Below are 20,085 nucleotides of genomic sequence, written 5' to 3' on the forward strand. Positions count from 1 at the left end.
CGCGCAAGTGAAGCCAGATTAACTTCTTTACGTATAATTAAATTTTTCTAATGTTGGATGCGCAGATGCTCGATACACGCAAGGGCGAAGCATTGCTTGCCGTGCTGGACAGCGGCAGTTTCGAGCAGGCAGCCGCCCTGCTCCACCTGACGCCGTCGGCGGTATCGCAACGGGTCAGCGCGCTGGAAAGCGAGTTGGGCATGCCGCTGCTGGTGCGCAGCAAACCCTGCCGCGCCACGCCCGCCGGGCAGCGCTTGGTGCAATACCTGCGCCGCAGCCGGCTGCTGGAAGCGGAGTTTCTGGCGGAATCGGCCGACAGCGATGCGCATCCTTTGACCATTGCCCTGGTTGTCAACAACGATACGCTGGCCACCTGGCTGCTGCCGGGGCTGGCGTCCTTCCTGATCGAAGAACAGATCCTGCTCGACATCGCGCTCGACGACCAGGACCATACCTACACCTTGCTGTCGCAGGGAGCGGCGCTGGCGGGCGTGTCGAGCGAAGCGCAGCCGATGCGGGGATGCACGGTGGAGCGGCTGGGCGCAATGCGCTACCGCCTGCTTGCCACGCCGGCGTTCGTCGCGCGCTGGTTTCCCGATGGCTTGCAGCGCGAGGCGGCGCGGCGCGCGCCCGTGATGGTGTTCGACCGCAAGGACGCCTTGCAGGCGGTATTCCTGCTGCGCGAACTGGGGCTGCCGGCCGGCAGTTATCCCTGCCATTTCATTCCGTCGAGCGACGCCTTCACCCAGGCGGTGCGACTGGGGCTCGGTTACGGCATGGTGCCGGAACAGCAGTTCAGGGACGATATCGACAAGGGCGCGCTGGTCGACCTGGCGCCCGACAAGCCGACCGACGTGATGCTGTACTGGCACGCGTGGCGGGTACAGTCGCCCAAGCTCGAGCGCCTCAGTGCGCGCCTGATCGAGGTGACGCGGGCGGCGTTGCGCCAGCCGGCGTAAAGGCGCCGGCCGTCGGGCACGGCATCAGGGCGTGCTGGCGGATAAGCCAAAACAATTCACGGACATGTCGAGGCTATGGCTTGCATGTCGCGTTGACGTCCTTGCCGATCGAACGGAATCTGAGCAGTTGGCCTTGCGCATCCATTGTAATGACGGCCGTTCTCTCGTCTGCCAGATGGGCGTTGTAGCTCAGATTCCTATTCGGTTCAATCTTGACGCGCTCGAGCGTCGCCTTGTTCAAGTCGAAAACCTGGTCGGCCACTTTCACAATACCGTTGGCCAGCTGATAGTCAACCTCGGTCTCTTTCTTGCTCGTGTTGAACAGGCATGTCAACTTCATCTTCGCGTCGAGCGTGCCGGCATAGGTGGTGTACAGGCTTTGCCTGGCGATCTCGAAGGGCCGCTCGATCTTGCATCGCGTGGCGTTTGGCTCCACCCCAAAACTGGCGATCCGGGCTCCTTCCGCAGGCGCCATGAATGAAACCGTCCGGGCGTCCTTGTTCGCCAGGACCGACAACGACACTGCGCCATTCGGCTCGCGGAAGCGGCTCAACAAGACACCCATGTCAGCCAGGGAAGCCTGGGCCAAGCCGGCGCCGGTGACGTTCCCGTCCGCGCTCACCACGACCGGACCTCTGGTCCCGGCAGCGCCGGGCGCATCCGGATACATCTGGGTGCACTCGCTGTCGTAGGTGCCGGCGACGCTCGCCAATACCGGAGCCCAATAGTCGGTTTTCGGCATGGCCGCTGCTTGCGTCACGCCGCAGGCAAGTAACAGCCATGCTGCCGCCAATGGCATGGACAGTGGTTGCAGTCGAGGGGATATGCTCATCTACTTACTCCGGTTAAATGCAAAATTTACAATAGCATCATAATCGAAGTCGGACGGCACAGTCGGCATGCCGGCGAGTCGGGCACAACAAAAAACCCGCAGCGTTGCCGGTGCGGGTTTTTTGTTGTGCCCTCAGGCGGACATCAGGCCGGTGGCAGGAATACCTCTGGCGCAGGCTGATTGCGGACCTGGTTGCGGTATTTGGAAGCGGCAATCGCTTTCTTGATGGCTTCGCGCGCGATGTTGGTGCGCTTGATGTCTTTTTTCTCGGCTTTGCCACGATGCTGGGCGATGTCTTTGTTACCGATTCGATTTGTCATTTGAACCTCCTGTGTTGATGTTTTTAGGATTATGGTAGAACGATGCTACAGAAAAAATAGGACAAAGTGCAAGGATCTTGTAGGACAGGAAGCGGTCAGCGGCGGATCGGCGCCAGTTTCAAGCCCGGAAGCAGCAAGCCCCAACCGAGTTCGCGACGGATTTCTTCGGGCGATGGTGGCGGCTTCGGATCACGCGAGCGGCGCTGAAGATATTCGCGTACCAGGTGCTTGGGTGGCTGGGTGATGGCAGGCATGATGACCTCCGCTTCGGTTTGTTTATCAAAGCCAGCGCACAGATGCGCTGACATCAAGAATTGGTGCCGATCCTCGAGGCGACCGGCTAACCTGCTGAGGAGGCGTCACCGTTGGACTGTGCCGCTGGGCCCCTCACTCACACAGCTGCATCTTAAAGGCTGAGCCGGAACCCAACCGTTCGTTGGCGCACACTTGCGCCAACATCGCTCCCGCAATTGTTCGCTCCCATTGCAGGGAGCCTGTACCTGCGGGCGCCATGCGATGGGATGCGCTGGCGGCACATCGACGGCCTGGCGCGGACATCACGGCGCACGCATGCTATTTCATCTATCACTCCATGCAATGCCGGAACGGCAAGCTGCAACTTCCTTGTGCGCGCGCAACACATTTCCATTGTCAAACGCGGTGACAGCGGTTAGCTTGTCGCTTTAGCGTTCAATATTGATTCCCGATGCGTCTTGCTCCCCTCCTTGTACTTAGTGCCATCCTGGCCGGTTGCGCCAGCGCACCGCCGGCCCCGCCTGTCGTCATAGCGCCCGCCGTCGTGCCGCCGCCCGTGGCGCCCGAACCGGTGGCGCCACCCGCGCCCGCGCCGGTAAGCGCGGCGCCGCTGGCTCCGGTCGCGCCACCGTTCGACCTGGCCACCTTGCTGCGCAAGCAGATTTACCAGATGACGCCGGCCGAAGTCGGGCGTTACATCGCCTATATGCATACCGCCGAACCGGACTTGCGCAAGCGCATCGCCGCGATCGGCCGCAAGAATATCGGCCAGCCGTATGTATTGAACCTGCTGGGCGAGTATCCGTACGAGCTACACGACAACCTGCCGATGTTCAGCCTGCAGGCGAGCGACTGCGTGGTGTTCGCCGAACACACGTACGCGATGGCGCTGAGCCAGTCGTGGGAAGAATTCTTCTGGATGTTGCAGCGCATCCGCTACAAGGATGGCGTGATTGGCGTGGCCACGCGCAATCATTACACCGAAGTGGACTGGAATATCAACAATGGCTGGCTGGTGTCGGACGTCAGCGCCTTGCTGGCCGGCGCCGAGGCTGCGGCGTACGAGATGAAGATCGACCGCGCGGCGTTCCTCAAGATGCGTCACAACACGGCCAGCAGCATTCCGGTGCAACTGAGCCTGGAAACCTATGTGGCCAAGGACAAGGTTGCCAGCGTTGTCGGACAATTGCAGGATGGCGACCTGGTCAACGTGATTTCCACGCGCGGCGGCAAGCTGTGGGCTTCGCACGTCGGCCTGATCGTGGTCGATGCGAACGGGCAGCGTAACTTTTTGAATTCGGCCGAGCCGCAGGTGCGCGAAGATAGCTTCGACGCGTTTTTTGCACGCACGGCGGCGCGCGAGGAACGCAACGGCAAGAATGGCATGAAGCTGGCGGGGTTCAAGTTCTTGCGCCTCAATGATCATATTGTGGTGCCGCCGGCTGCGCCGCAGCCACGTCCGGGCGCGCCGGTCGCGGTGGTGCCAAGGACGACGGCGACGGCGGCTGTGAAAGGGCCGGCGGGGTCGGTTAGTCGTTGATCATTGCACAGAGGGCGCTGAATTGAACGCCTCCGCTGCGCACGGATGGGTTCAAGATTTCTTGTTCGTCGCTGGCCACGGGGCGAACTTGGACCCCCGCCTGCGCGGGGGCGACGGCGATACGCTAACGTTGACGGAAGCAAGTCGCACCACACTTTACTCGCGCAGCACTTTACTCAAACGACAATTTACTCACGCCACACCTCGCGCGTGCGCGCCAGCCAGCGGCGGCGCTCGGCAAGGCCGATCGTGCCGCCGTTGATGCGTGTCGTCACCAGCACGATGTCGTCATCGTCGGCTGCCTGGTTGCAATCCTTGGCAAGCCAGATCGCCGCCGCCGCGCCCAAACACCACCGTGCCGACAGCACCGCGTCCGGATCGGCGACGAAGTCCGGCGCCGATGGATAAGCGCTCTGGAGCGTTGCAGTCGCCTGCGCATAGCTGTCCTTTCCAGTCAGCTGCAACAATCCGCGACCGCGATACAGGTAGCCGTCGCCGGGACGATCGTTTCCCAAACGACCGCCATAGACTGCGTTGGCAAGCCTGGCTTCATCCTCGGCGTAGCTGGCGGGATCGAGCGGCCCGCGCGGAAGAAAACGCTGCGGCCAGACCTTGACCAGCCGCTGCGCGCTGTAACGCAGGTTTTCAACCGTGCGCGTCAGGGCCGCCGATTCGTGCATGACCTGCGCCATGAAATGGCTCACCCGCAATACGGACGCGGCGATGCCGAACTGAAGCAGGAAATGCTGCTCGTCGCTGAAGGCCGTGCGGTAGACCGGCAGCGCGCGCGGAGCAAGCTGGTCGATCTGGCCGAGCGTGATGACGACAGGCCCGGCCATGGCGGCTCCTTCGCTGTGCGGTAGCTCCCATCGTATTGACTCCGCCAGCGCCGCATACCGAGCGCATCAAACGATGCCGCTTTACCAGCCCCAGCCCATGCCGTATGGAATTTCAGCCGTCGCGCACCTCGCGGAAATCGGCATCCACCACGTCGTCACGCCCCGCTTTCGCTTGCCCGGCGCCAGCCTGCGCGGCGCCGCCCTGCTCCGGTCCTCCATCTTGCTGCTGGTACAGCTTTTCGCCAATGGCCTGCGCGGCGCCGGACAGGGCCGCGATGCGCGTTTCGATGTCCTCCTTGCCGCCGGTGCGCAAGGCATTGTCGAGATTGTCGATGGCGGCCTGGATGCGCTCGCGCACGGCGGCGTCGAGCCCGGCGCCATGTTCGTCGAGCTGCTTGCGCGTGGCATGCACCAGCGCATCGCCACGGTTGCGCGCATCGGCCAGTTCGCGCGCGCGCCGGTCTTCGTCGGCGTGGGCCAGCGCGTCCTGCACCATTTTCTGGATCTCCGTTTCGCTCAGGCCCGAATTGGCCTTGATCGTCACCTGGTTGGCCTTGCCGGTGGCCTTGTCGAGCGCGCTGACATGCAAAATGCCGTTGGCGTCGATATCGAAACTGACCTCGATCTGCGGCATGCCGCGCGGCGCCGACGCGATGCCGACCAGATTGAATTCACCCAGCAACTTGTTGCCGGCAACTACCTCGCGCTCGCCCTGATACACCTTGACGGTAACGGCCGGCTGGTTGTCGTCGGCGGTGGAAAACACCTGGCTGAACTTGGTTGGAATTGTGGTGTTGCGAGGGATCATTTTGGTCATCACCCCGCCCAGGGTTTCGATGCCGAGCGACAGCGGGGTGACGTCCATCAACAGCACATCGGAGCGCTCGCCCGACAGCACCGCCCCCTGGATGGCCGCCCCGACCGCCACCGCTTCGTCGGGATTGACATCCTTGCGCGCATCGCGCCCGAAAAATGCGCGCACCTTTTCCTGCACCTTGGGCATGCGCGTCATGCCGCCCACCAAAATCACGTCGCCAATCTGTTCCCGGGTGAGGCCGGCGTCCTTGAGCGCCAGCTGGCACGGCGCGATGGTGCGGTCGATCAGCTCGTCGACCAGGGCCTCGAGCGTGGCGCGCGACAGGCGCAGGTTGAGGTGCGCGGGCGCGCCATTGGCCATGCCGATGTAGGGCTCGTTGATCTCGGTCTGCTGGGTCGTGGACAGCTCGATCTTGGCGCGTTCGGCCGAGCTCTTGATGCGCTGCAAGGCGATCGGATCGCGCCCCAGGTCGATCCCGCTCTGCTTCTTGAACTCGCCGATGATGTGGTCGATCACGCGCTGGTCGAAGTCCTCGCCGCCGAGAAAGGTGTCGCCATTGGTGGACAGTACCTCGAATTGCTGGTCGCCTTCGAGCTCGGCGATTTCGATGATGGAAATATCGAAGGTGCCGCCGCCCAGGTCGTACACGGCCACCTTGCGCTCGCCCCGCGCAGCCTTGTCGAGCCCGAACGCCAGCGCGGCGGCGGTCGGCTCGTTGATGATGCGGCGCACTTCCAGCCCGGCGATGCGGCCGGCATCTTTGGTGGCCTGGCGCTGGGCGTCATTAAAATAGGCGGGCACCGTGATGACGGCGTCGCTGACCGGCCCGCCCAGATAATCCTCGGCCGTCTTTTTCATCTTGCGCAGCACTTCGGCCGACACTTGCTGGGGCGCCAGGCGCTTGCCGCGCACCTCGACCCAGGCGTCGCCATTGTCGGCGCGCACGATCTTGAAAGGCATCAGGTGGATGTCTTTTTGCACTTCCGGCTCGTCGAACTTGCGCCCGATCAGGCGCTTGACGGCGAACAGCGTGTTTTGCGGGTTCGTCACCGCCTGGCGCTTGGCCGGCGCGCCCACCAGGATTTCGCCATTATCCTGGTAGGCCACCACCGACGGCGTGGTGCGCGCGCCCTCCGCGTTCTCGATCACCCGGGCCTGGCCGCCTTCCATTACGGCGACGCAGGAGTTGGTGGTGCCGAGATCGATACCGATGATCTTGCTCATGTCCTCCTCCTTGAAATAGTTTGCCAGCCCGCACACCCGAAGCGCGCGGCACAGTCATACAGGAATAGACCGCGCGCGCGCCAAAACGCTCCCGTCACAATGGGCAGAGTCGATCTATATCAAACTTAACGGTTTTCACGATCCGTACATCGGTCGAGTCCGATTGCTTTTCGCCGCCGTTTGCTGCGCGCTTTCCCACAACCGTTGGGATAATCGCCCGATTCCTCCTCTGCGCCTGCCAGAATAATATTTCCATTTGCAATTCATTCTAAATCCCAATCAAAGACAATCGGCAATATTTAAGCTAAGTCAGCCGTTGATGATTATCAAATCAATACGATCAAGGCGGCAGGATAATAAACTTACGCGTGGATAAGTGCTCTAAGCCGCCGCCTGACATCGAATATATACATGTAAATACATGGTGGCGCTGAGGCGGCATTCCATGCTATTCACCACATTAACCCAGGTCCATTTCAATTCCATTCCAGCCATGCAGACGCATATTCCAAAACCGCTCGGCCAATTCTGTACCGAATTGGTCAGCATGAACCGCACCGCCAAAATCGCGCTGATGGTCGTGGTCGATCTGCTGGCCCTGCCGCTGTGTTTTCTGGCGGCGATGCTGCTGCGGGTGGGCGATGCCGCCTCGGCCATGCAATACCCGCTCGCGGCCTATGTCCTGGTGCCGCTGCTGACGGTGGGCGCGTTCTCGCTGTCGGACCTGTACCGCGCGGTGATCCGCTTTATCGACCAACGCATGCTGGCGGTGACCGGCTGCACCCTGGCCTTGGCGACCCTGTCGGTCTATCTGATCCTGATGGGCATGAACGATGACAAATTCCCGCGCAGTACGCTGATCATTTACTGGTTTATCGCGTTTTCGTACGTGGTCACCTCGCGCATGGCGGTGCGCAACTTCTTGCGCAGGCAGATGAACGACGCGCCGCAGCCGGACCACGCGGTGGCCATCTACGGCGCCGGCGAACCCGGCGCGCAACTGGCGTTGACCATGCGCACGAGCAATGAGTATCGCCCCGTTTGCTTTTTCGACGACAAGCGCGCCCTCCACCAACGCAGCATCGCCGGCTTGCGCGTGTTTCACACCGAGCACCTGGCCGAGACCGTGCGCAGCCTGGGCGTGCGCTCGGTGATCATCGCGCTGCCGTCGGTGTCGCCGCAGCGCTTGCGCGACATCATGGAACGCTTGTCGATGGTGGGCGTCAACACCCGCATCCTGTGCCGCCTGCTCGACCTGGCCGATGGCGCCACGCCCGTGCACACGGTACGCGACCTGAAGTTCGAGGACTTGCTGGGGCGCCAGCCGGTGCCCCCGCGCGCCGACCTGTTCGACCGCTGCGTGCGCGGCAAGCGCGTGCTGGTGACCGGCGCCGGCGGCTCCATCGGGAGCGAGCTGTGCCGCCAGATTGCCACCCTGGCGCCGGCCGAGCTGCACCTGATCGACCATTCCGAGTTCGCGCTGTACACCATCCGCCAGGAATTGCTCGGCCGCCATCCGGAGCTGCGCATCAGTGCACACCTGGGCTCGGTATGCAGCGCGCGCCTGGTGGAACGTATTTTCCAGGAAAACCCGATCGATACGATTTACCACGCGGCGGCCTACAAGCACGTGCCCCTGGTCGAGAGCAACATCGTCGTGGGCCTGCGCAACAATGTGCTCGGCTCGCAAGTCATCGCGGCGGCGGCCGGCAAGTTCAAGGTGGGCACCTGCGTGCTCATTTCCAGCGACAAGGCGGTGCGCCCGACCAATATCATGGGCGCGAGCAAGCGCATCGCCGAGCTGATCTTCCAGGCGGCGGCCGCCGTCCACGGGCCGGACACAACCTTTTGCATGGTGCGTTTTGGCAATGTGCTGGGTTCCTCCGGCTCGGTCATTCCCCTGTTCCAGCGCCAGCTGGCCGAGGGCGGACCGCTGACCATCACCCATCCGGAGGTGTCGCGCTACTTCATGCTCATCGCCGAGGCGGCCCAGCTGGTCATCCAGGCCGGTGCCATGGCCAAGGGCGGCGACGTGTTCGTGCTCGATATGGGCGAGCCGGTGCGCATCGTCGACCTGGCGCGCACCCTGATCATGATGTCGGGCCTGACCGAAAAGACGGCGCAGAACCCGGCCGGCGATATCGGCCTCAAGTTTGTCGGATTATTTCCTGGGGAAAAGCTTTATGAGGAATTGCTTACCGACGGCAAGGTTTTCCCCAGCGACCATCCGCGCATCATGCGCATGAAAGAACACGCGCTCGATCCCGGCGTGCTCGACACCTATATTACTTGCCTGATGCTGGCCTGCAATACGCATGACCGCGCCATGATCGCATCGATGGTCAAGGCGATCGTGGCGGAATATATGCCGCAGCCGAATGGCGCCGCGCCGGAAAATCCTGCGCCGACGGTGGCACCGCCCGATAAAAACCGGCCCGCCTTATTACGCAGCTTCTCGCCGCACCGCATCGAATAAATAGCGGGAATAAATAGAAACATCAAACCGCGATTTCACCTCGAATTAATTCTGATTCATGTACGGAGATATTATCCATGAGCGAACAACATTCAAGCGACCATTTGTCGAAACTGATCGCCAGATTTGAACAACGCACCGCGGTAGTCGGTATTATCGGCCTCGGTTATGTGGGTTTGCCGCTCAGCCTGCGTTATTCGGAAGCCGGTTTCCGCGTACTCGGCATCGATATCGATCCGGCCAAGGTCAGGCGTTTAAATGCCGGCGCCAGCTATATCAAGCATATTTCCGGCAGCGCCATCGCGGCCGCGCTGGCGGCCGGGTTCGAAGCGACCGGCGATTTCGCCCGCGCGGCCGAAGCCGACGCCCTGATCATCTGCGTGCCGACCCCGCTCAATGCCTACCGCGAGCCGGACTTGTCGTTCGTGCTGGCCACCGCCGACGCCCTGCTGCCCTACCTGCGCGCCGGCCAGGTGGTGTCGCTCGAAAGCACCACCTATCCCGGCACTACCGACGAGGAACTGCGCCCGCGCCTGGCCTCGCGCGGGCTGACCGTCGGCGAAGACATCTTTTTGGTGTTTTCGCCCGAGCGCGAAGACCCCGGCAACCCGGACTTTGAAACGCGCACCATTCCCAAGGTGTGCGGCGGCGACACCGCAGCCTGCCTGCGCGCCGGCGTCGCCCTGTACAGCCCGGCCATCGACCAGGTGGTGCCGGTCAGTTCCACCCGTGCCGCCGAGCTGACCAAGCTGCTTGAAAACATCCACCGCGCCGTGAATATCGGCCTGGTGAATGAAATGAAAATCATTGCCGACAAGATGGATATCGATATCCACGAAGTGATCCGCGCCGCCGCCACCAAGCCGTTCGGCTTTACGCCCTTCTACCCGGGGCCGGGGCTGGGCGGGCACTGCATTCCGATCGACCCGTTCTACCTGACCTGGAAAGCGCGCCAGTACGGCCTGCACACGCGCTTTATCGAGCTGGCGGGCGAGATCAACAGCGACATGCCGCACTGGGTCATCGGCAAGCTGGCGGACGCGCTCAACGAGCGTTCGCGTTCGATCAAGGGCAGCCGCGTGCTGGTGCTCGGCATCGCCTATAAGAAAAACGTCGAGGACATGCGCGAGTCGCCCTCGGTCGAGCTGATGGAAATCCTGCGCGCCAAGGGCGCCCTGGTCGACTATTCCGACCCGCACGTGCCGGTGTTTCCGAAGATGCGGGAACATCATTTCGACCTGGCCAGCGTGCCGCTGACGGCGGCGACCATCGCGTCCTACGACGTCCTGCTGCTGGCCACCAGCCACAGCGCATTCGACTACGACCTGATCCAGCAACACGCCGCCCTGATCGTCGATACCCGGGGCGTCTGGCTGGACCGGCTGCCGAACGTGGTCAAGGCCTAGACAGGCAGTACCTGACCGGCCGTACCTGAATCACAGCGATTGGAGAACCTCATGCGTACCTTTCCGCCCCCCGTCACCGACCGCCGCATCCGTTTCGCGCTGGTCGGCTGCGGGCGCATTGCCAACAACCATTTCAACGCCATCGCCCAGCACGAAGAGCGCTGCGAACTGGCCGGCGTGTGCGATATCGATCCGGTGGCGCTGGCCGCCGCCGCCGCCCGCACCGGCGCCCGCCCCTACCGCACCCTGGCAGAGATGCTGGCCAAATGCGACGCCGACGCCTTCATCATCTGCACGCCCTCCGGGCTGCATCCGGAGCAGGCGGTCCAGATCGCCGGCGGCGGGCGCCATGTGATCACCGAAAAACCCATGGCCACGCGCTGGGAAGACGGCAAGCGCATGGTGGCCGCGTGCGACACGGCCGGCGTGCGCATGTTCGTGGTCAAGCAGAACCGGCGCAATGCCACTTTGCAGCTGCTCAAAAGTGCGGTCGACAAAAAGCGCTTCGGGCGCATTTACATGGTCAACCTGAACGTGTTCTGGACCCGCCCGGACGACTATTACAACAGCGCCAAGTGGCGCGGCACCTGGGAATACGACGGCGGCGCCTTCATGAACCAAGCCAGCCATTACGTCGACCTGATCGACTGGATCGTCGGCCCGGTCGAAAGCCTGCAAGCCTACACCGCCACCCTGGCGCGCGATATCGAGGTGGAAGACACCGGCGTGATCAGCCTGCGCTGGCGCAACGGCGCGCTGGGGTCGATGAACGTGACCATGCTGACCTATCCGCGCAACCTGGAAGGCTCGATCACCATCCTCGGCGAGCGCGGCACGGTGCGCATCGGCGGGGTGGCCGTCAATGAAGTGCAGCAATGGGAGTTTGCCGAGCCGGACGAGGACGACGCGCGGATCGGCGACGCCAGCTACCAGACCACCTCGGTCTACGGTTTCGGCCATCCGCTGTATTACGACAACGTGATCAAGGTGCTGCGCGGCGAAGCCGAGCCGGAAACCGACGGTCGCGAGGGACTCAAGTCGCTCGAGGTGCTTATTGCGGCCTATAAATCCGCACGCGACGGCAAGCGCGTGGCCTTGCCTTTGGAGTATTGACTATGGACCAGGTCATGATCGAAGCGAGCGCCATTGTCGACCCCGGCGCCATCCTGGGCGCGGGCACGCGCGTCTGGCATTTCGCCCACGTGTGCGGCGGCGCGCGCATCGGCGCCGGCTGTTCGCTGGGGCAAAACGTATTTATCGGCAATGACGTGCGGATCGGCGATCGCTGCAAGATCCAGAACAATGTGTCCGTGTACGACGCCGTGACCATCGAAGACGAGGTGTTTTGCGGCCCGAGCATGGTGTTTACCAATGTCTGGAACCCGCGCGCGGCCATCGTGCGCAAGGATGCCTACCGGCCCACCCTGGTGCGGCGCGGCGCGAGCATCGGCGCCAACGCCACCATCGTGTGCGGCGTGACCATCGGCCGCTACGCCTTTATCGCGGCCGGGGCCGTGGTCACGCGCGACGTGCCCGACTTTGCGCTGATGGCGGGCGTGCCGGCGCGCCAGAGCGGCTGGATCGGCCGCCATGGCGAGCGCCTGGCGCTGCCCCGGGGCGCGGACGGCGATGCCACCTGCCCCCATACGGGCGAACGCTACCAGGTGCGCGGCGGTGTCTGCCGCCTGCTGGACGCCCCTCTTTGAACTGTCAGCGATCGGAACCCCAATCATGGAATTCATCGACCTCAAAACGCAATACCAGGTGGGCCGCGAAAACATCAACGCCCGCATCCAGGCCGTGCTCGACCACGGCCAGTACATCATGGGACCGGAAGTGGAGGAACTGGAAACGCGCCTGGCCGCGTTCACCGGGGCGCGCCATTGCATCACGGTGTCGTCCGGCACCGAAGCGCTGATCATTTCCCTGATGGCGCTCGGGATCGAAGCGGGCGACGAAGTCATCACCACGCCATTTTCCTTCATCGCCACGGCCGAAGCCATCGTGTTGCTGGGGGCGACGCCCGTGTTTGTCGATATCGACCCGGCCACCTGCAATATCAACCCGGCCCTGATCGAAGAAAAGATTACCGGGCGCACCAGGGCGATCATGCCGGTGTCGCTGTACGGCCAGCCGGCCGACATGGAAGCCATCAACGCGATCGCCTGGCGCCACAAACTGACCGTGATCGAAGATGCCGCCCAGAGCTTCGGCGCCACCTATGGCGGCAAGCACAGCTGCAACCTGTCGGCCATCGGCTGCACCAGTTTCTTCCCCAGCAAGCCGCTCGGCTGCTATGGCGACGGCGGCGCCATCTTCACCAGCGACGATCAACTGGCCACGGCCATGCGCGAAATCCGCGTGCACGGCCAGTCGCGCCGTTACGTGCACACGCGCATCGGCGTCGGCGGCCGCATGGACACCTTGCAGTGCGCGATCGTGCTGGCCAAGCTCGACTATTTCGACTGGGAATTGAAGGAGCGCATGCGCGCCGCCGCCAGCTACGACGCCCTGCTGTCCGGCAAAATCGGCCTGGTGGCGCGTCCGCGCGACCGCAGCAGTGTGTTCGCGCAATACACGGTGGTGGTGGAGCAGCGCGAGCAGGTGCGTGCCGCCTTGCAGGCGGCCGCCATTCCGACCGCCGTGCATTATCCGGTACCGATGCACCTGCAGCCGGCCTACGCGCGCTGGAGCGAGCCGCACAGTACCCCGGTGGCGACGGCCATGGCCGCCAAGGTGCTCAGCCTGCCGATGGGTCCGTATCTGGACGACGCCAGCATCGCCCGGGTGTGTGCGGCGCTGCTCGCCGCGGTGGGCGGCGAAGCCGCCGTCTGCCGCCTGGATTGAGGGGAGCGGCGTCATGACTGCACGGCTACCGGCCTACTGGCGCAACGTGATCACCGTGCTCGGCGGCGCGCTCGGGGCGCAAGCCTTGCCGCTGCTGGCCGCGCCGCTCATCACGCGCCTGTGCACGCCGGCCGACGTGGGCGCTTTCAGCGTCTGGCTGGGCGTGGTGGCGGTGGCCGCCATCGGCGCCACCTTGCGCCTGGAAGCGGCGATGATCCTCGACCACGACAGCGCCGCGCAGCGCACCTGTTTTTCAGTGGTGGCCTACAGCGCCAGCATCACCGCCGTGCTCATGACCGCGGGCGCGGCACTGGCGCGCCTGTGCGGGGTGCCGATCGCCGCGCAGCTGTCGTGGCCGGCACTGCTGACAATCGGCGTCGCCACCTGGATGACCGCCTACATGCAAACGACGCTGGCCTACGCCACCTCGCACAATGCCTTCGGCAAGGCGGCGCGCGCACGGGTGTGGAGCGCCGCCAGCATCGCCGCCGCGCAGGTGGGACTGCTGGCGCTGGGGATCGGCGGGCTGGCCCTGGTCGCCGGCCAGCTGGTGGGGCTGGCGGTCGGGCTGCTGGCCGCCATGCTGCTGCTGGCGCCGCCGCAGGCATGGCCCGGCTGGCTGCCGGACAGCGCCCAGCGTGCCTACCTGCGCCGCCACGACAAATTCTGGCGCTTCTCGCTGCCCTCGAACCTGCTCAACGTCATCGTCGGCCAGTTGCCGCTCCTGATGATCGGCGCGCGCCACGGCGCCCTGGCGGCCGGCCTGTTCGCACTGACCCAGCGGGTGCTGGGCGCACCGATCGCCCTGCTGGCCGCGTCGGTGCTGGAAGTGTTCAAGCGCCAGTCGGTGCACGATTTCCAGACCCAGGGCAATTGCCGCGACGCTTATCGCTACACCTTCAAGGCGCTGGCCCTGCTCGGCATCGGCCCCTCGCTGGTGTTGCTGCTGTTTTCACCGCCACTGTTCGCCTTTGCCTTCGGCGAAAACTGGCGCGCCGCCGGCGAGCTGGCGCAAATCCTGGCGCCCCTGTATTTCCTCAATTTCATCGCCAGCCCGCTCAGCTACGTGTTCTTTGTCGCCGGCAGGCAGAAGACCGACCTGGTGTGGCAGGTAGCGCTGTTCGCGATGACCTTGTCGGTGTTCCTTGCGCCCGGCACCTTGCGGCAAAGCGTGCTGTGGTATGCGATCGGCTATTCCCTGCTCTACCTCGTCTACCTGCGCATGTCGTACCAGTGCGCACAAAACCGCATGGTGGCCGCATGAACCCGATCGCACCGTCCATGGGACGCGAACAATGGATCGGGATGCTCGGTTTTTTTGCCTTGTTTCCCGGGTTCTTCTTTTATCACACGGCGCTGGGACTGGGAAAAATCCCGGCTGTGCTGGGCGGCTATTTCGCACCGGTATCGCTGCTACTCCTGCCGCTGCTGTTTTTCTTCTACACCAGCAAAGTCCGGCAAGACCGCGATTACCTGGGCAAGAGCGACCTGGCGTTTTTCCTGTACCTGGCCTACTTTGCGCTGATCGTCGGCGTCAACGCCATCGCTGGCGCAAAGATGGCCATTGTCACGAATCACCTGTTCGGGATCATTTTCATGCTGAATGTGTTCTTTGTGTTCCGTATGATCGCCCCGGACGAGCGGCGCTTTCGCCTGATGGCGCTGGGCAGCCTGTTTGCCATGTCGGCCATCGTGTTCGCGTATGCGATCGATGGCGCGTTTTACCTGGCGCCACTGGGCAATGCCAAAAATCCCGAAAGCCTGGCCTCGTACCAGGGGTTTTCGCGCTCCTACCTGTTCACCTTCGCGCTCGCCATTGCCTGCACCCGCGCGCTGTCGCTGCGCGTGCTGCTCTATTGCGTGGCCGCGTCCACCCTGTTCATCAATACCGCGCGCAGCGAATTTGCCGCCATGCTGTTCATGATTCCCATCATCGAGCTGTATTACACCCGCCAGAAAGTGCTGATGGCGGCCGGGTTCCTGTTCCTGATCCTGATGGTCTATTCCAACCTGGAGGAACTGTTATCGATGCTGCCTTCCAACCGGATTCTCGAGTTGCTCGACCTGTCCCACTCAAGCTCGGCCAACGCGCGCCATCACCTGAGCACCTACGCCCTCAATTCGATCGCGCAGTTTCCCGTTTTTGGCGATTACGCCAGCTATTCGCCCGGCCTGTATTCGCACAATGTGCTCTCGGCCTGGGTCGATACCGGCATCTTCGGATTCCTGTTCGTGCTCGGCCTCCTGATCGTGCCGGCGATTCTCCTGTTTTTCAAAGGCTACTTCTCGCGCAATCGCTCGGGTGCATTCATCCTGGCGTTTTCGCTGTGCTGCATCACCCTGCTGCTGCTGATTACCTCGCACTATTTTACCGACATGCTCATCGGCGCCACCATGGCGGCTTTTTCTTCCTACCGGTACGGAATGACACATGCTCACCATCGCACATCTGACATCGGCCCACCCGCGCCGCGACACCCGCATCTTCATCAAGCAATGCCGGGCGCTGGTACGGCAAGGATATGAGGTCACGCTGGTCGTGGCCGACGGCTTGGGGGACGAACGCGACAGCGGCGTCCACATCACCGATGTCGGCCACATCCCGGGGCGGCTGGCGCGCATGCTGGGCAGCACCCGGCGCGTCTTGCTGCGCGCGCGACAGGTCGACGCGGACATTTATCATCTGCACGATCCGGAATTGATGCCCGCCGGGCTGGCCCTCAAGCGCCTCGGCAAAACCGTCATTTTCGACGCTCACGAAGACTTGCCGCTGCAATTGCTCGGCAAACCGTATCTGACACCCGGCCTGCGCGGCGTACTGTCACGCGCCAGCGCCGCCTACGAGCGCCACGCCTGCCGCCAGTTCGACGCCATCGTAGCCGCGACGCCCTTTATCCGTGACAAATTCCTGCGGATCAATCCAAACACCATCGACGTCAACAACTATCCGGTGCCGGGCGAATTCGATGCCGAGGCGCCCTGGAGCGAGAAGCGGCAGGAAGTGTGTTACGTCGGCAGCCTGTCGGCCATGCGCGGCATCGGCGAACTGGTCGCGGCGGCGCAGTTGCTGCAGTCGCCGGCGCGCATCACCGTGGCAGGACGCTTCTCGGAGGTGAAGCTGGAAAACGCCTTGAGCGCGCTGCCCGGCTGGCAACGCCTGAACCGTCCCGGCCACCTCGACCGCGACGGCGTGCGCGCCGTCATGGCGCAAGCCCTTGCCGGCCTGGTTACCCTGCATCCCGAACCCAATTATCTCGACGCCCTCCCGGTCAAGATGTTCGAATACATGGCGGCCGGCATTCCCGTTATCGCCTCCGATATTCCCCTGTGGCGCGGGATTATTCAAGACCATCAATGCGGCGTGTGCGTCGATCCGCGCGATCCGGCCGCCATTGCCGCCGCCATCGACTATTTCGTGCGCAATTCGCAGATTGCCCAACGCATGGGGCGCAATGGACGGCGTGCCGTGATCGAGAACTATAACTGGCCGAGCGAGGCGGAAAAACTCATCGGACTGTATCGCCAGTTACACGCGTCAATTGGCAATATGCGGCGCGCCGGCACATAAACCTGTGCATTCGTATCTTCGCTGAAATGAATAAACGCCGATGCGCTGAGCGATCACAAACAAGCGCGCTTAGGCCGGTTCGATTTACGCCACTTCAAATACGCCGGCGCGCCGTCTGGCTACAGTAAGAAAAGCCCGGGCGCTTGCCGGCCCGGACCGTGCAAGCACCCATGCACGCCACATTCATTCGATTAACCAGTCTGGAAAGCCAACTCCCGACCAACAAGAAAAGGCGGTTAACGCCGCGATGACCCGCAATGACTACCCTACTTTCCACTCTGTCGGACCACCTTGCCACCGTCAGGCAAATGCTACGACTACCTGTCGCCCATTTGTTTTTCGACGAGGCCATCGCGCCCGTCAATGTGCGTTCGACCTACCGCTATTACACCAAGCGCCACCCGCGCTACAAAATCATCCAGCACAAAAGCTGGGGCGCCGCCCTGATCGACCTGCAACGGTTTAACAACCGCAACGACTACTTCGACAGCATCAAGGGCCGCAACTGGGGCGCGCAGCACATCAAGCGTGCGCGCACGCGCGGCTACCGGCTCGCCGAAATCGAGCGCAACGACTATGTGGACGCCATCTTCGACATCAATACCTCGGTCGAGGCGCGCCAGGGCCGCGCCATGGACCAGACCTACCTGGAAAAGCAGCAATGCTTCGACAAGCTGGTCAACTTCCGCTACTACGGCGTGCTGAGCCCCGACAACCGACTGGTCGCCTACGCCAACGTCGGCCATTACGGCAACTTTCACGCCTTCGAGCGCTTGATCGGCTACCGCAACAACGACGGCATCATGCACTTGCTCGTCGGCGACATCACGGCCGGCCTGATCGACCAGGGCCTGGCGCACTACCTGATGTACGACACCTACTTCGGCGCCTTGCCCGGGCTGCGCCAGTTCAAGACCATGCTCGGCTTCACCCCCTATCGCGCGCTGTACCACCTCCGATGAATAATCTGTTCCGACGCCTCTACAGCGATTACCTGATGCCCTCGCGCCTGCCCGAGTACGAGGCCCTGCTGCGCGAGGCCACCGAACGCGGCTACGCGCAAGTGTCGGTGCGCGAATTCCTGCGCCCGCCCCCGCCGGGCGGACGTGTGCCCACCATCGTGCACCGGCACGACATCGACAGCGACCTGCGCACCACCGCCAAGATGTTCGCGCGCGAGGTGCGGCGCGGGGTGCGCTCGAGCTTTTACTTCCGCCTTTCGACGCTCGACTTCGGCCTGATGCGCGACATCGAAGACTACGGCAGCGAAGCGAGCTACCACTTCGAGGAAATCGCCAGTTTCGCCAAGCGTCACCACATTCATGATGCCGGGGAAGTGCGGCGCCACTTCCCCGCCATCCGCGAGGAATTCGCGGCCAACCTGCGCCGCATCGAGGATGGCCTCGGCAGCAAGATCAGCACGGTGGCCAGCCACGGCGACTTTGCCAACCGCAAGCTCAAGCTGATCAACAAGGAACTGCTGGCCGACAGCGCCCTGCGCGCCCGTTGCGGCATCGCCTGTGAAACGTATGACAGCGCCCTGCTCGAACAGTTCGAGCTGTATATCAGCGACCGCCCGCCGCCGCTGCTGTACCACCCGATCAGCCCGCACGCGGCGCTGGGGCGCTACCGCACGATCTGCCTGCTGACCCATCCGGTGCAGTGGGAAACCAACTGGCGCGAAAACACGCGCTGCAATCTGCGCCGCCTGGTCGAGGGGCTGACATGGTGAACGCATCACGCCTGCGGGAGCCTGGACCATGAACATTCTCCTCATCAATCACTACGCCGGCTCGCTCAAGCATGGCATGGAATACCGCCCCTTCTACCTGGCGCGCGAATGGGTGCGCCTCGGGCACACGGTGCGCATCATCGCCTCGTCGCAGTCGCACATCCGGGCCCAGGCGCCGCAACTGCATGGCTGCGACCAGCTCGACGAAACCATCGACGGCGTCGGCTACCGCTGGGTCGCCACGCCGGCCTACCGCGGCAACGGCGGCGCGCGCGTGGCCAATATGCTCGCCTTCGTGACGCGCCTGCACCTGCAGGCGCGCCGCCTCGCCGCCGAGTTCGCACCCGACGTCGTCATCGCCTCGAGCACCTATCCGCTCGATATCTGGCCGGCGCACCGCATCGCCCGCTGCGCCGGCGCGCGCCTGCTGTTCGAACTGCACGACCTGTGGCCGCTCTCGCCGATCGAACTGGGCGGCTATTCGCGCCGGCATCCGTTCATCATGCTGCTGCAGGCAGCTGAAAACTACGCCTGCCGCAACGCCTGCGCCATTGTCTCGATCCTGCCCAAGGTGCGCGACCACCTCGAAGCGCACGGCATGGCGCCGCATAAGCTGCACATCGTGCCCAACGGCGCCGATCCGGCCGAATGGCTGGCCGCGCCGCCCGCGCTGGACGGCATCGCCGGCGCGCGCCTGGCCGCGCTGCGCAGCGATGGCAAGTTTATCGTCGGCTACGCCGGCACCCATGGCCTGGCCAACGCGCTCGACACCCTGCTCGACGCCGCGCGCCTCGTGGCCGACCAGCGCATCGCCTTCGTGCTGGCCGGCGGCGGGCCGGACAAGGCGCGACTGGTCCGGCTGGCCATGGAACGCGGCCTGCACAACGTGCATTTTCTCGACCCGGTGCCCAAGCAACAGGTACCGGCCCTGCTGGCGCATTTCGACGTGGCCTACATCGGCTGGCAACGCCAGCGCCTGTACCGCTACGGCATCGCCCCCAACAAACTGATCGACTACATGATGGCCGGCCGTCCCATCCTGCATTCGGTCGAGGCCGGCAACGACCCGGTCGCCGAGGCCGGCTGCGGCCTGACCGTGGCGCCGCAAGACCCGGTCGCGGTGGCGCACGGCCTGCTGGCCCTGTTCACGCTCGACCAGCAGGAGCGCGACGCCGCCGGCGAACGCGGACGCGCCTACGCCATGGCCAAGCTGAGCTATCCGGTGCTGGCCCGCCGTTTCTTGCAGGCGTGCGCATGATGAGCCCCGTTC

18 protein-coding genes are annotated in these 20,085 nt (G+C 63.6%); 13 read left to right on the plus strand and 5 right to left on the minus strand.

Annotation, left to right across the window (positions count from 1 at the left end):
• Positions 1-65 precede the first annotated feature (65 nt).
• A complete protein-coding gene (locus F0185_RS10420) occupies positions 66-959 on the plus strand; it encodes a LysR family transcriptional regulator ArgP (protein WP_167224109.1) in 894 nt (297 codons plus the stop codon).
• Between the two features lie 73 nt (positions 960-1,032).
• On the opposite strand, the gene F0185_RS10425 is transcribed toward F0185_RS10420, so the two are convergent.
• The 3 genes from F0185_RS10425 to F0185_RS10435 all read right to left on the minus strand — a co-directional run bounded on the left by F0185_RS10425 (position 1,033) and on the right by F0185_RS10435 (position 2,365).
• Complete coding sequence (locus F0185_RS10425; protein ID WP_167224111.1) at positions 1,033-1,791, minus strand: hypothetical protein; 759 nt, start codon at positions 1,789-1,791, stop codon at positions 1,033-1,035.
• A 143-nt stretch (positions 1,792-1,934) separates the two neighbouring features.
• Positions 1,935-2,111, minus strand: a complete 177-nt coding sequence (locus F0185_RS10430; RefSeq protein ID WP_167224113.1) for a hypothetical protein — start codon at positions 2,109-2,111, stop codon at positions 1,935-1,937.
• Between the two features lie 95 nt (positions 2,112-2,206).
• A complete protein-coding gene (locus F0185_RS10435) occupies positions 2,207-2,365 on the minus strand; it encodes a hypothetical protein (protein WP_166888914.1) in 159 nt (52 codons plus the stop codon).
• 452 nt (positions 2,366-2,817) lie between these two features.
• On the opposite strand from F0185_RS10435, the gene F0185_RS10440 reads away from it, so the two are divergent.
• Positions 2,818-3,906 carry an N-acetylmuramoyl-L-alanine amidase-like domain-containing protein gene (locus tag F0185_RS10440; protein WP_167224115.1) on the plus strand — a complete coding sequence of 363 codons (1,089 nt, stop codon included), beginning with the start codon at positions 2,818-2,820 and terminating at the stop codon, positions 3,904-3,906.
• Positions 3,907-4,094: 188 nt separating this feature from the next.
• Here the strand turns inward: F0185_RS10440 and F0185_RS10445 are convergent, their stop codons facing one another.
• Both F0185_RS10445 and dnaK read right to left on the minus strand, forming a co-directional pair.
• Entirely contained in the window at positions 4,095-4,745 is a 651-nt protein-coding gene (locus F0185_RS10445) for a glycoside hydrolase family 19 protein (protein WP_167224117.1), read from the minus strand.
• Between the two features lie 112 nt (positions 4,746-4,857).
• The gene (gene dnaK / locus F0185_RS10450; protein WP_167224119.1) at positions 4,858-6,786 is read right to left on the minus strand and encodes a molecular chaperone DnaK; all 1,929 of its coding nucleotides are present in this window, start codon (positions 6,784-6,786) and stop codon (positions 4,858-4,860) included.
• Between the two features lie 547 nt (positions 6,787-7,333).
• On the opposite strand from dnaK, the gene F0185_RS10455 reads away from it, so the two are divergent.
• The 11 genes from F0185_RS10455 to F0185_RS10505 all read left to right on the plus strand — a co-directional run bounded on the left by F0185_RS10455 (position 7,334) and on the right by F0185_RS10505 (position 20,073).
• Positions 7,334-9,262 (plus strand): polysaccharide biosynthesis protein, encoded by a 1,929-nt coding sequence (locus F0185_RS10455; RefSeq protein WP_167224121.1) that lies wholly within the window; start codon positions 7,334-7,336, stop codon positions 9,260-9,262.
• A gap of 77 nt (positions 9,263-9,339) precedes the next feature.
• The gene (locus F0185_RS10460) at positions 9,340-10,668 is read left to right on the plus strand and encodes a nucleotide sugar dehydrogenase (RefSeq protein ID WP_167224123.1); all 1,329 of its coding nucleotides are present in this window, start codon (positions 9,340-9,342) and stop codon (positions 10,666-10,668) included.
• Between the two features lie 51 nt (positions 10,669-10,719).
• A complete protein-coding gene (locus F0185_RS10465) occupies positions 10,720-11,781 on the plus strand; it encodes a Gfo/Idh/MocA family protein (RefSeq protein ID WP_167224125.1) in 1,062 nt (353 codons plus the stop codon).
• Between the two features lie 2 nt (positions 11,782-11,783).
• Complete coding sequence (locus F0185_RS10470; RefSeq protein WP_167224127.1) at positions 11,784-12,374, plus strand: acyltransferase; 591 nt, start codon at positions 11,784-11,786, stop codon at positions 12,372-12,374.
• Positions 12,375-12,399: 25 nt separating this feature from the next.
• Positions 12,400-13,515, plus strand: a complete 1,116-nt coding sequence (locus F0185_RS10475) for a DegT/DnrJ/EryC1/StrS family aminotransferase (protein WP_167224129.1) — start codon at positions 12,400-12,402, stop codon at positions 13,513-13,515.
• A 13-nt stretch (positions 13,516-13,528) separates the two neighbouring features.
• Positions 13,529-14,779: a lipopolysaccharide biosynthesis protein gene (locus F0185_RS10480; RefSeq protein WP_167224131.1), complete on the plus strand. Its 1,251-nt coding sequence runs from the start codon at positions 13,529-13,531 to the stop codon at positions 14,777-14,779.
• Entirely contained in the window at positions 14,776-16,041 is a 1,266-nt protein-coding gene (locus tag F0185_RS10485) for an O-antigen ligase family protein (RefSeq protein WP_167224133.1), read from the plus strand. The genes F0185_RS10480 and F0185_RS10485 overlap by 4 nt, the downstream gene beginning before the upstream one ends.
• On the plus strand, positions 15,947-17,083 hold the full coding sequence (locus F0185_RS10490; protein WP_167224134.1) for a glycosyltransferase family 4 protein: 1,137 nt from the start codon (positions 15,947-15,949) through the stop codon (positions 17,081-17,083). The genes F0185_RS10485 and F0185_RS10490 overlap by 95 nt, the downstream gene beginning before the upstream one ends.
• Positions 17,084-17,391: 308 nt before the next feature.
• Positions 17,392-18,045 carry a hypothetical protein gene (locus F0185_RS10495; protein WP_229476897.1) on the plus strand — a complete coding sequence of 218 codons (654 nt, stop codon included), beginning with the start codon at positions 17,392-17,394 and terminating at the stop codon, positions 18,043-18,045.
• A complete protein-coding gene (locus tag F0185_RS10500; RefSeq protein WP_229476899.1) occupies positions 18,042-18,815 on the plus strand; it encodes a polysaccharide deacetylase family protein in 774 nt (257 codons plus the stop codon). Before F0185_RS10495 ends, F0185_RS10500 begins: the two co-directional genes overlap by 4 nt.
• Before the next feature lie 28 nt (positions 18,816-18,843).
• The gene (locus F0185_RS10505; protein WP_167224138.1) at positions 18,844-20,073 is read left to right on the plus strand and encodes a glycosyltransferase family 4 protein; all 1,230 of its coding nucleotides are present in this window, start codon (positions 18,844-18,846) and stop codon (positions 20,071-20,073) included.
• Positions 20,074-20,085 lie beyond the last annotated feature (12 nt).

It is taken from the genome of Massilia rubra (assembly GCF_011682065.1).
Lineage (GTDB): Bacteria > Pseudomonadota > Gammaproteobacteria > Burkholderiales > Burkholderiaceae_D > Telluria_A > Telluria_A rubra.

Coding starts and splice junctions, on each gene's coding strand:
- F0185_RS10420 (WP_167224109.1), top strand. CDS start 66: ATGCTCGATACACGCAAGGGCGAAGCATTGCTTGCCGTGCTGGACAGC.
- F0185_RS10425 (WP_167224111.1), bottom strand. CDS start 1,791: ATGAGCATATCCCCTCGACTGCAACCACTGTCCATGCCATTGGCGGCA.
- F0185_RS10430 (WP_167224113.1), bottom strand. CDS start 2,111: ATGACAAATCGAATCGGTAACAAAGACATCGCCCAGCATCGTGGCAAA.
- F0185_RS10435 (WP_166888914.1), bottom strand. CDS start 2,365: ATGCCTGCCATCACCCAGCCACCCAAGCACCTGGTACGCGAATATCTT.
- F0185_RS10440 (WP_167224115.1), top strand. CDS start 2,818: ATGCGTCTTGCTCCCCTCCTTGTACTTAGTGCCATCCTGGCCGGTTGC.
- F0185_RS10445 (WP_167224117.1), bottom strand. CDS start 4,745: ATGGCCGGGCCTGTCGTCATCACGCTCGGCCAGATCGACCAGCTTGCT.
- dnaK (WP_167224119.1), bottom strand. CDS start 6,786: ATGAGCAAGATCATCGGTATCGATCTCGGCACCACCAACTCCTGCGTC.
- F0185_RS10455 (WP_167224121.1), top strand. CDS start 7,334: ATGAACCGCACCGCCAAAATCGCGCTGATGGTCGTGGTCGATCTGCTG.
- F0185_RS10460 (WP_167224123.1), top strand. CDS start 9,340: ATGAGCGAACAACATTCAAGCGACCATTTGTCGAAACTGATCGCCAGA.
- F0185_RS10465 (WP_167224125.1), top strand. CDS start 10,720: ATGCGTACCTTTCCGCCCCCCGTCACCGACCGCCGCATCCGTTTCGCG.
- F0185_RS10470 (WP_167224127.1), top strand. CDS start 11,784: ATGGACCAGGTCATGATCGAAGCGAGCGCCATTGTCGACCCCGGCGCC.
- F0185_RS10475 (WP_167224129.1), top strand. CDS start 12,400: ATGGAATTCATCGACCTCAAAACGCAATACCAGGTGGGCCGCGAAAAC.
- F0185_RS10480 (WP_167224131.1), top strand. CDS start 13,529: ATGACTGCACGGCTACCGGCCTACTGGCGCAACGTGATCACCGTGCTC.
- F0185_RS10485 (WP_167224133.1), top strand. CDS start 14,776: ATGAACCCGATCGCACCGTCCATGGGACGCGAACAATGGATCGGGATG.
- F0185_RS10490 (WP_167224134.1), top strand. CDS start 15,947: ATGCTCACCATCGCACATCTGACATCGGCCCACCCGCGCCGCGACACC.
- F0185_RS10495 (WP_229476897.1), top strand. CDS start 17,392: ATGCTACGACTACCTGTCGCCCATTTGTTTTTCGACGAGGCCATCGCG.
- F0185_RS10500 (WP_229476899.1), top strand. CDS start 18,042: ATGAATAATCTGTTCCGACGCCTCTACAGCGATTACCTGATGCCCTCG.
- F0185_RS10505 (WP_167224138.1), top strand. CDS start 18,844: ATGAACATTCTCCTCATCAATCACTACGCCGGCTCGCTCAAGCATGGC.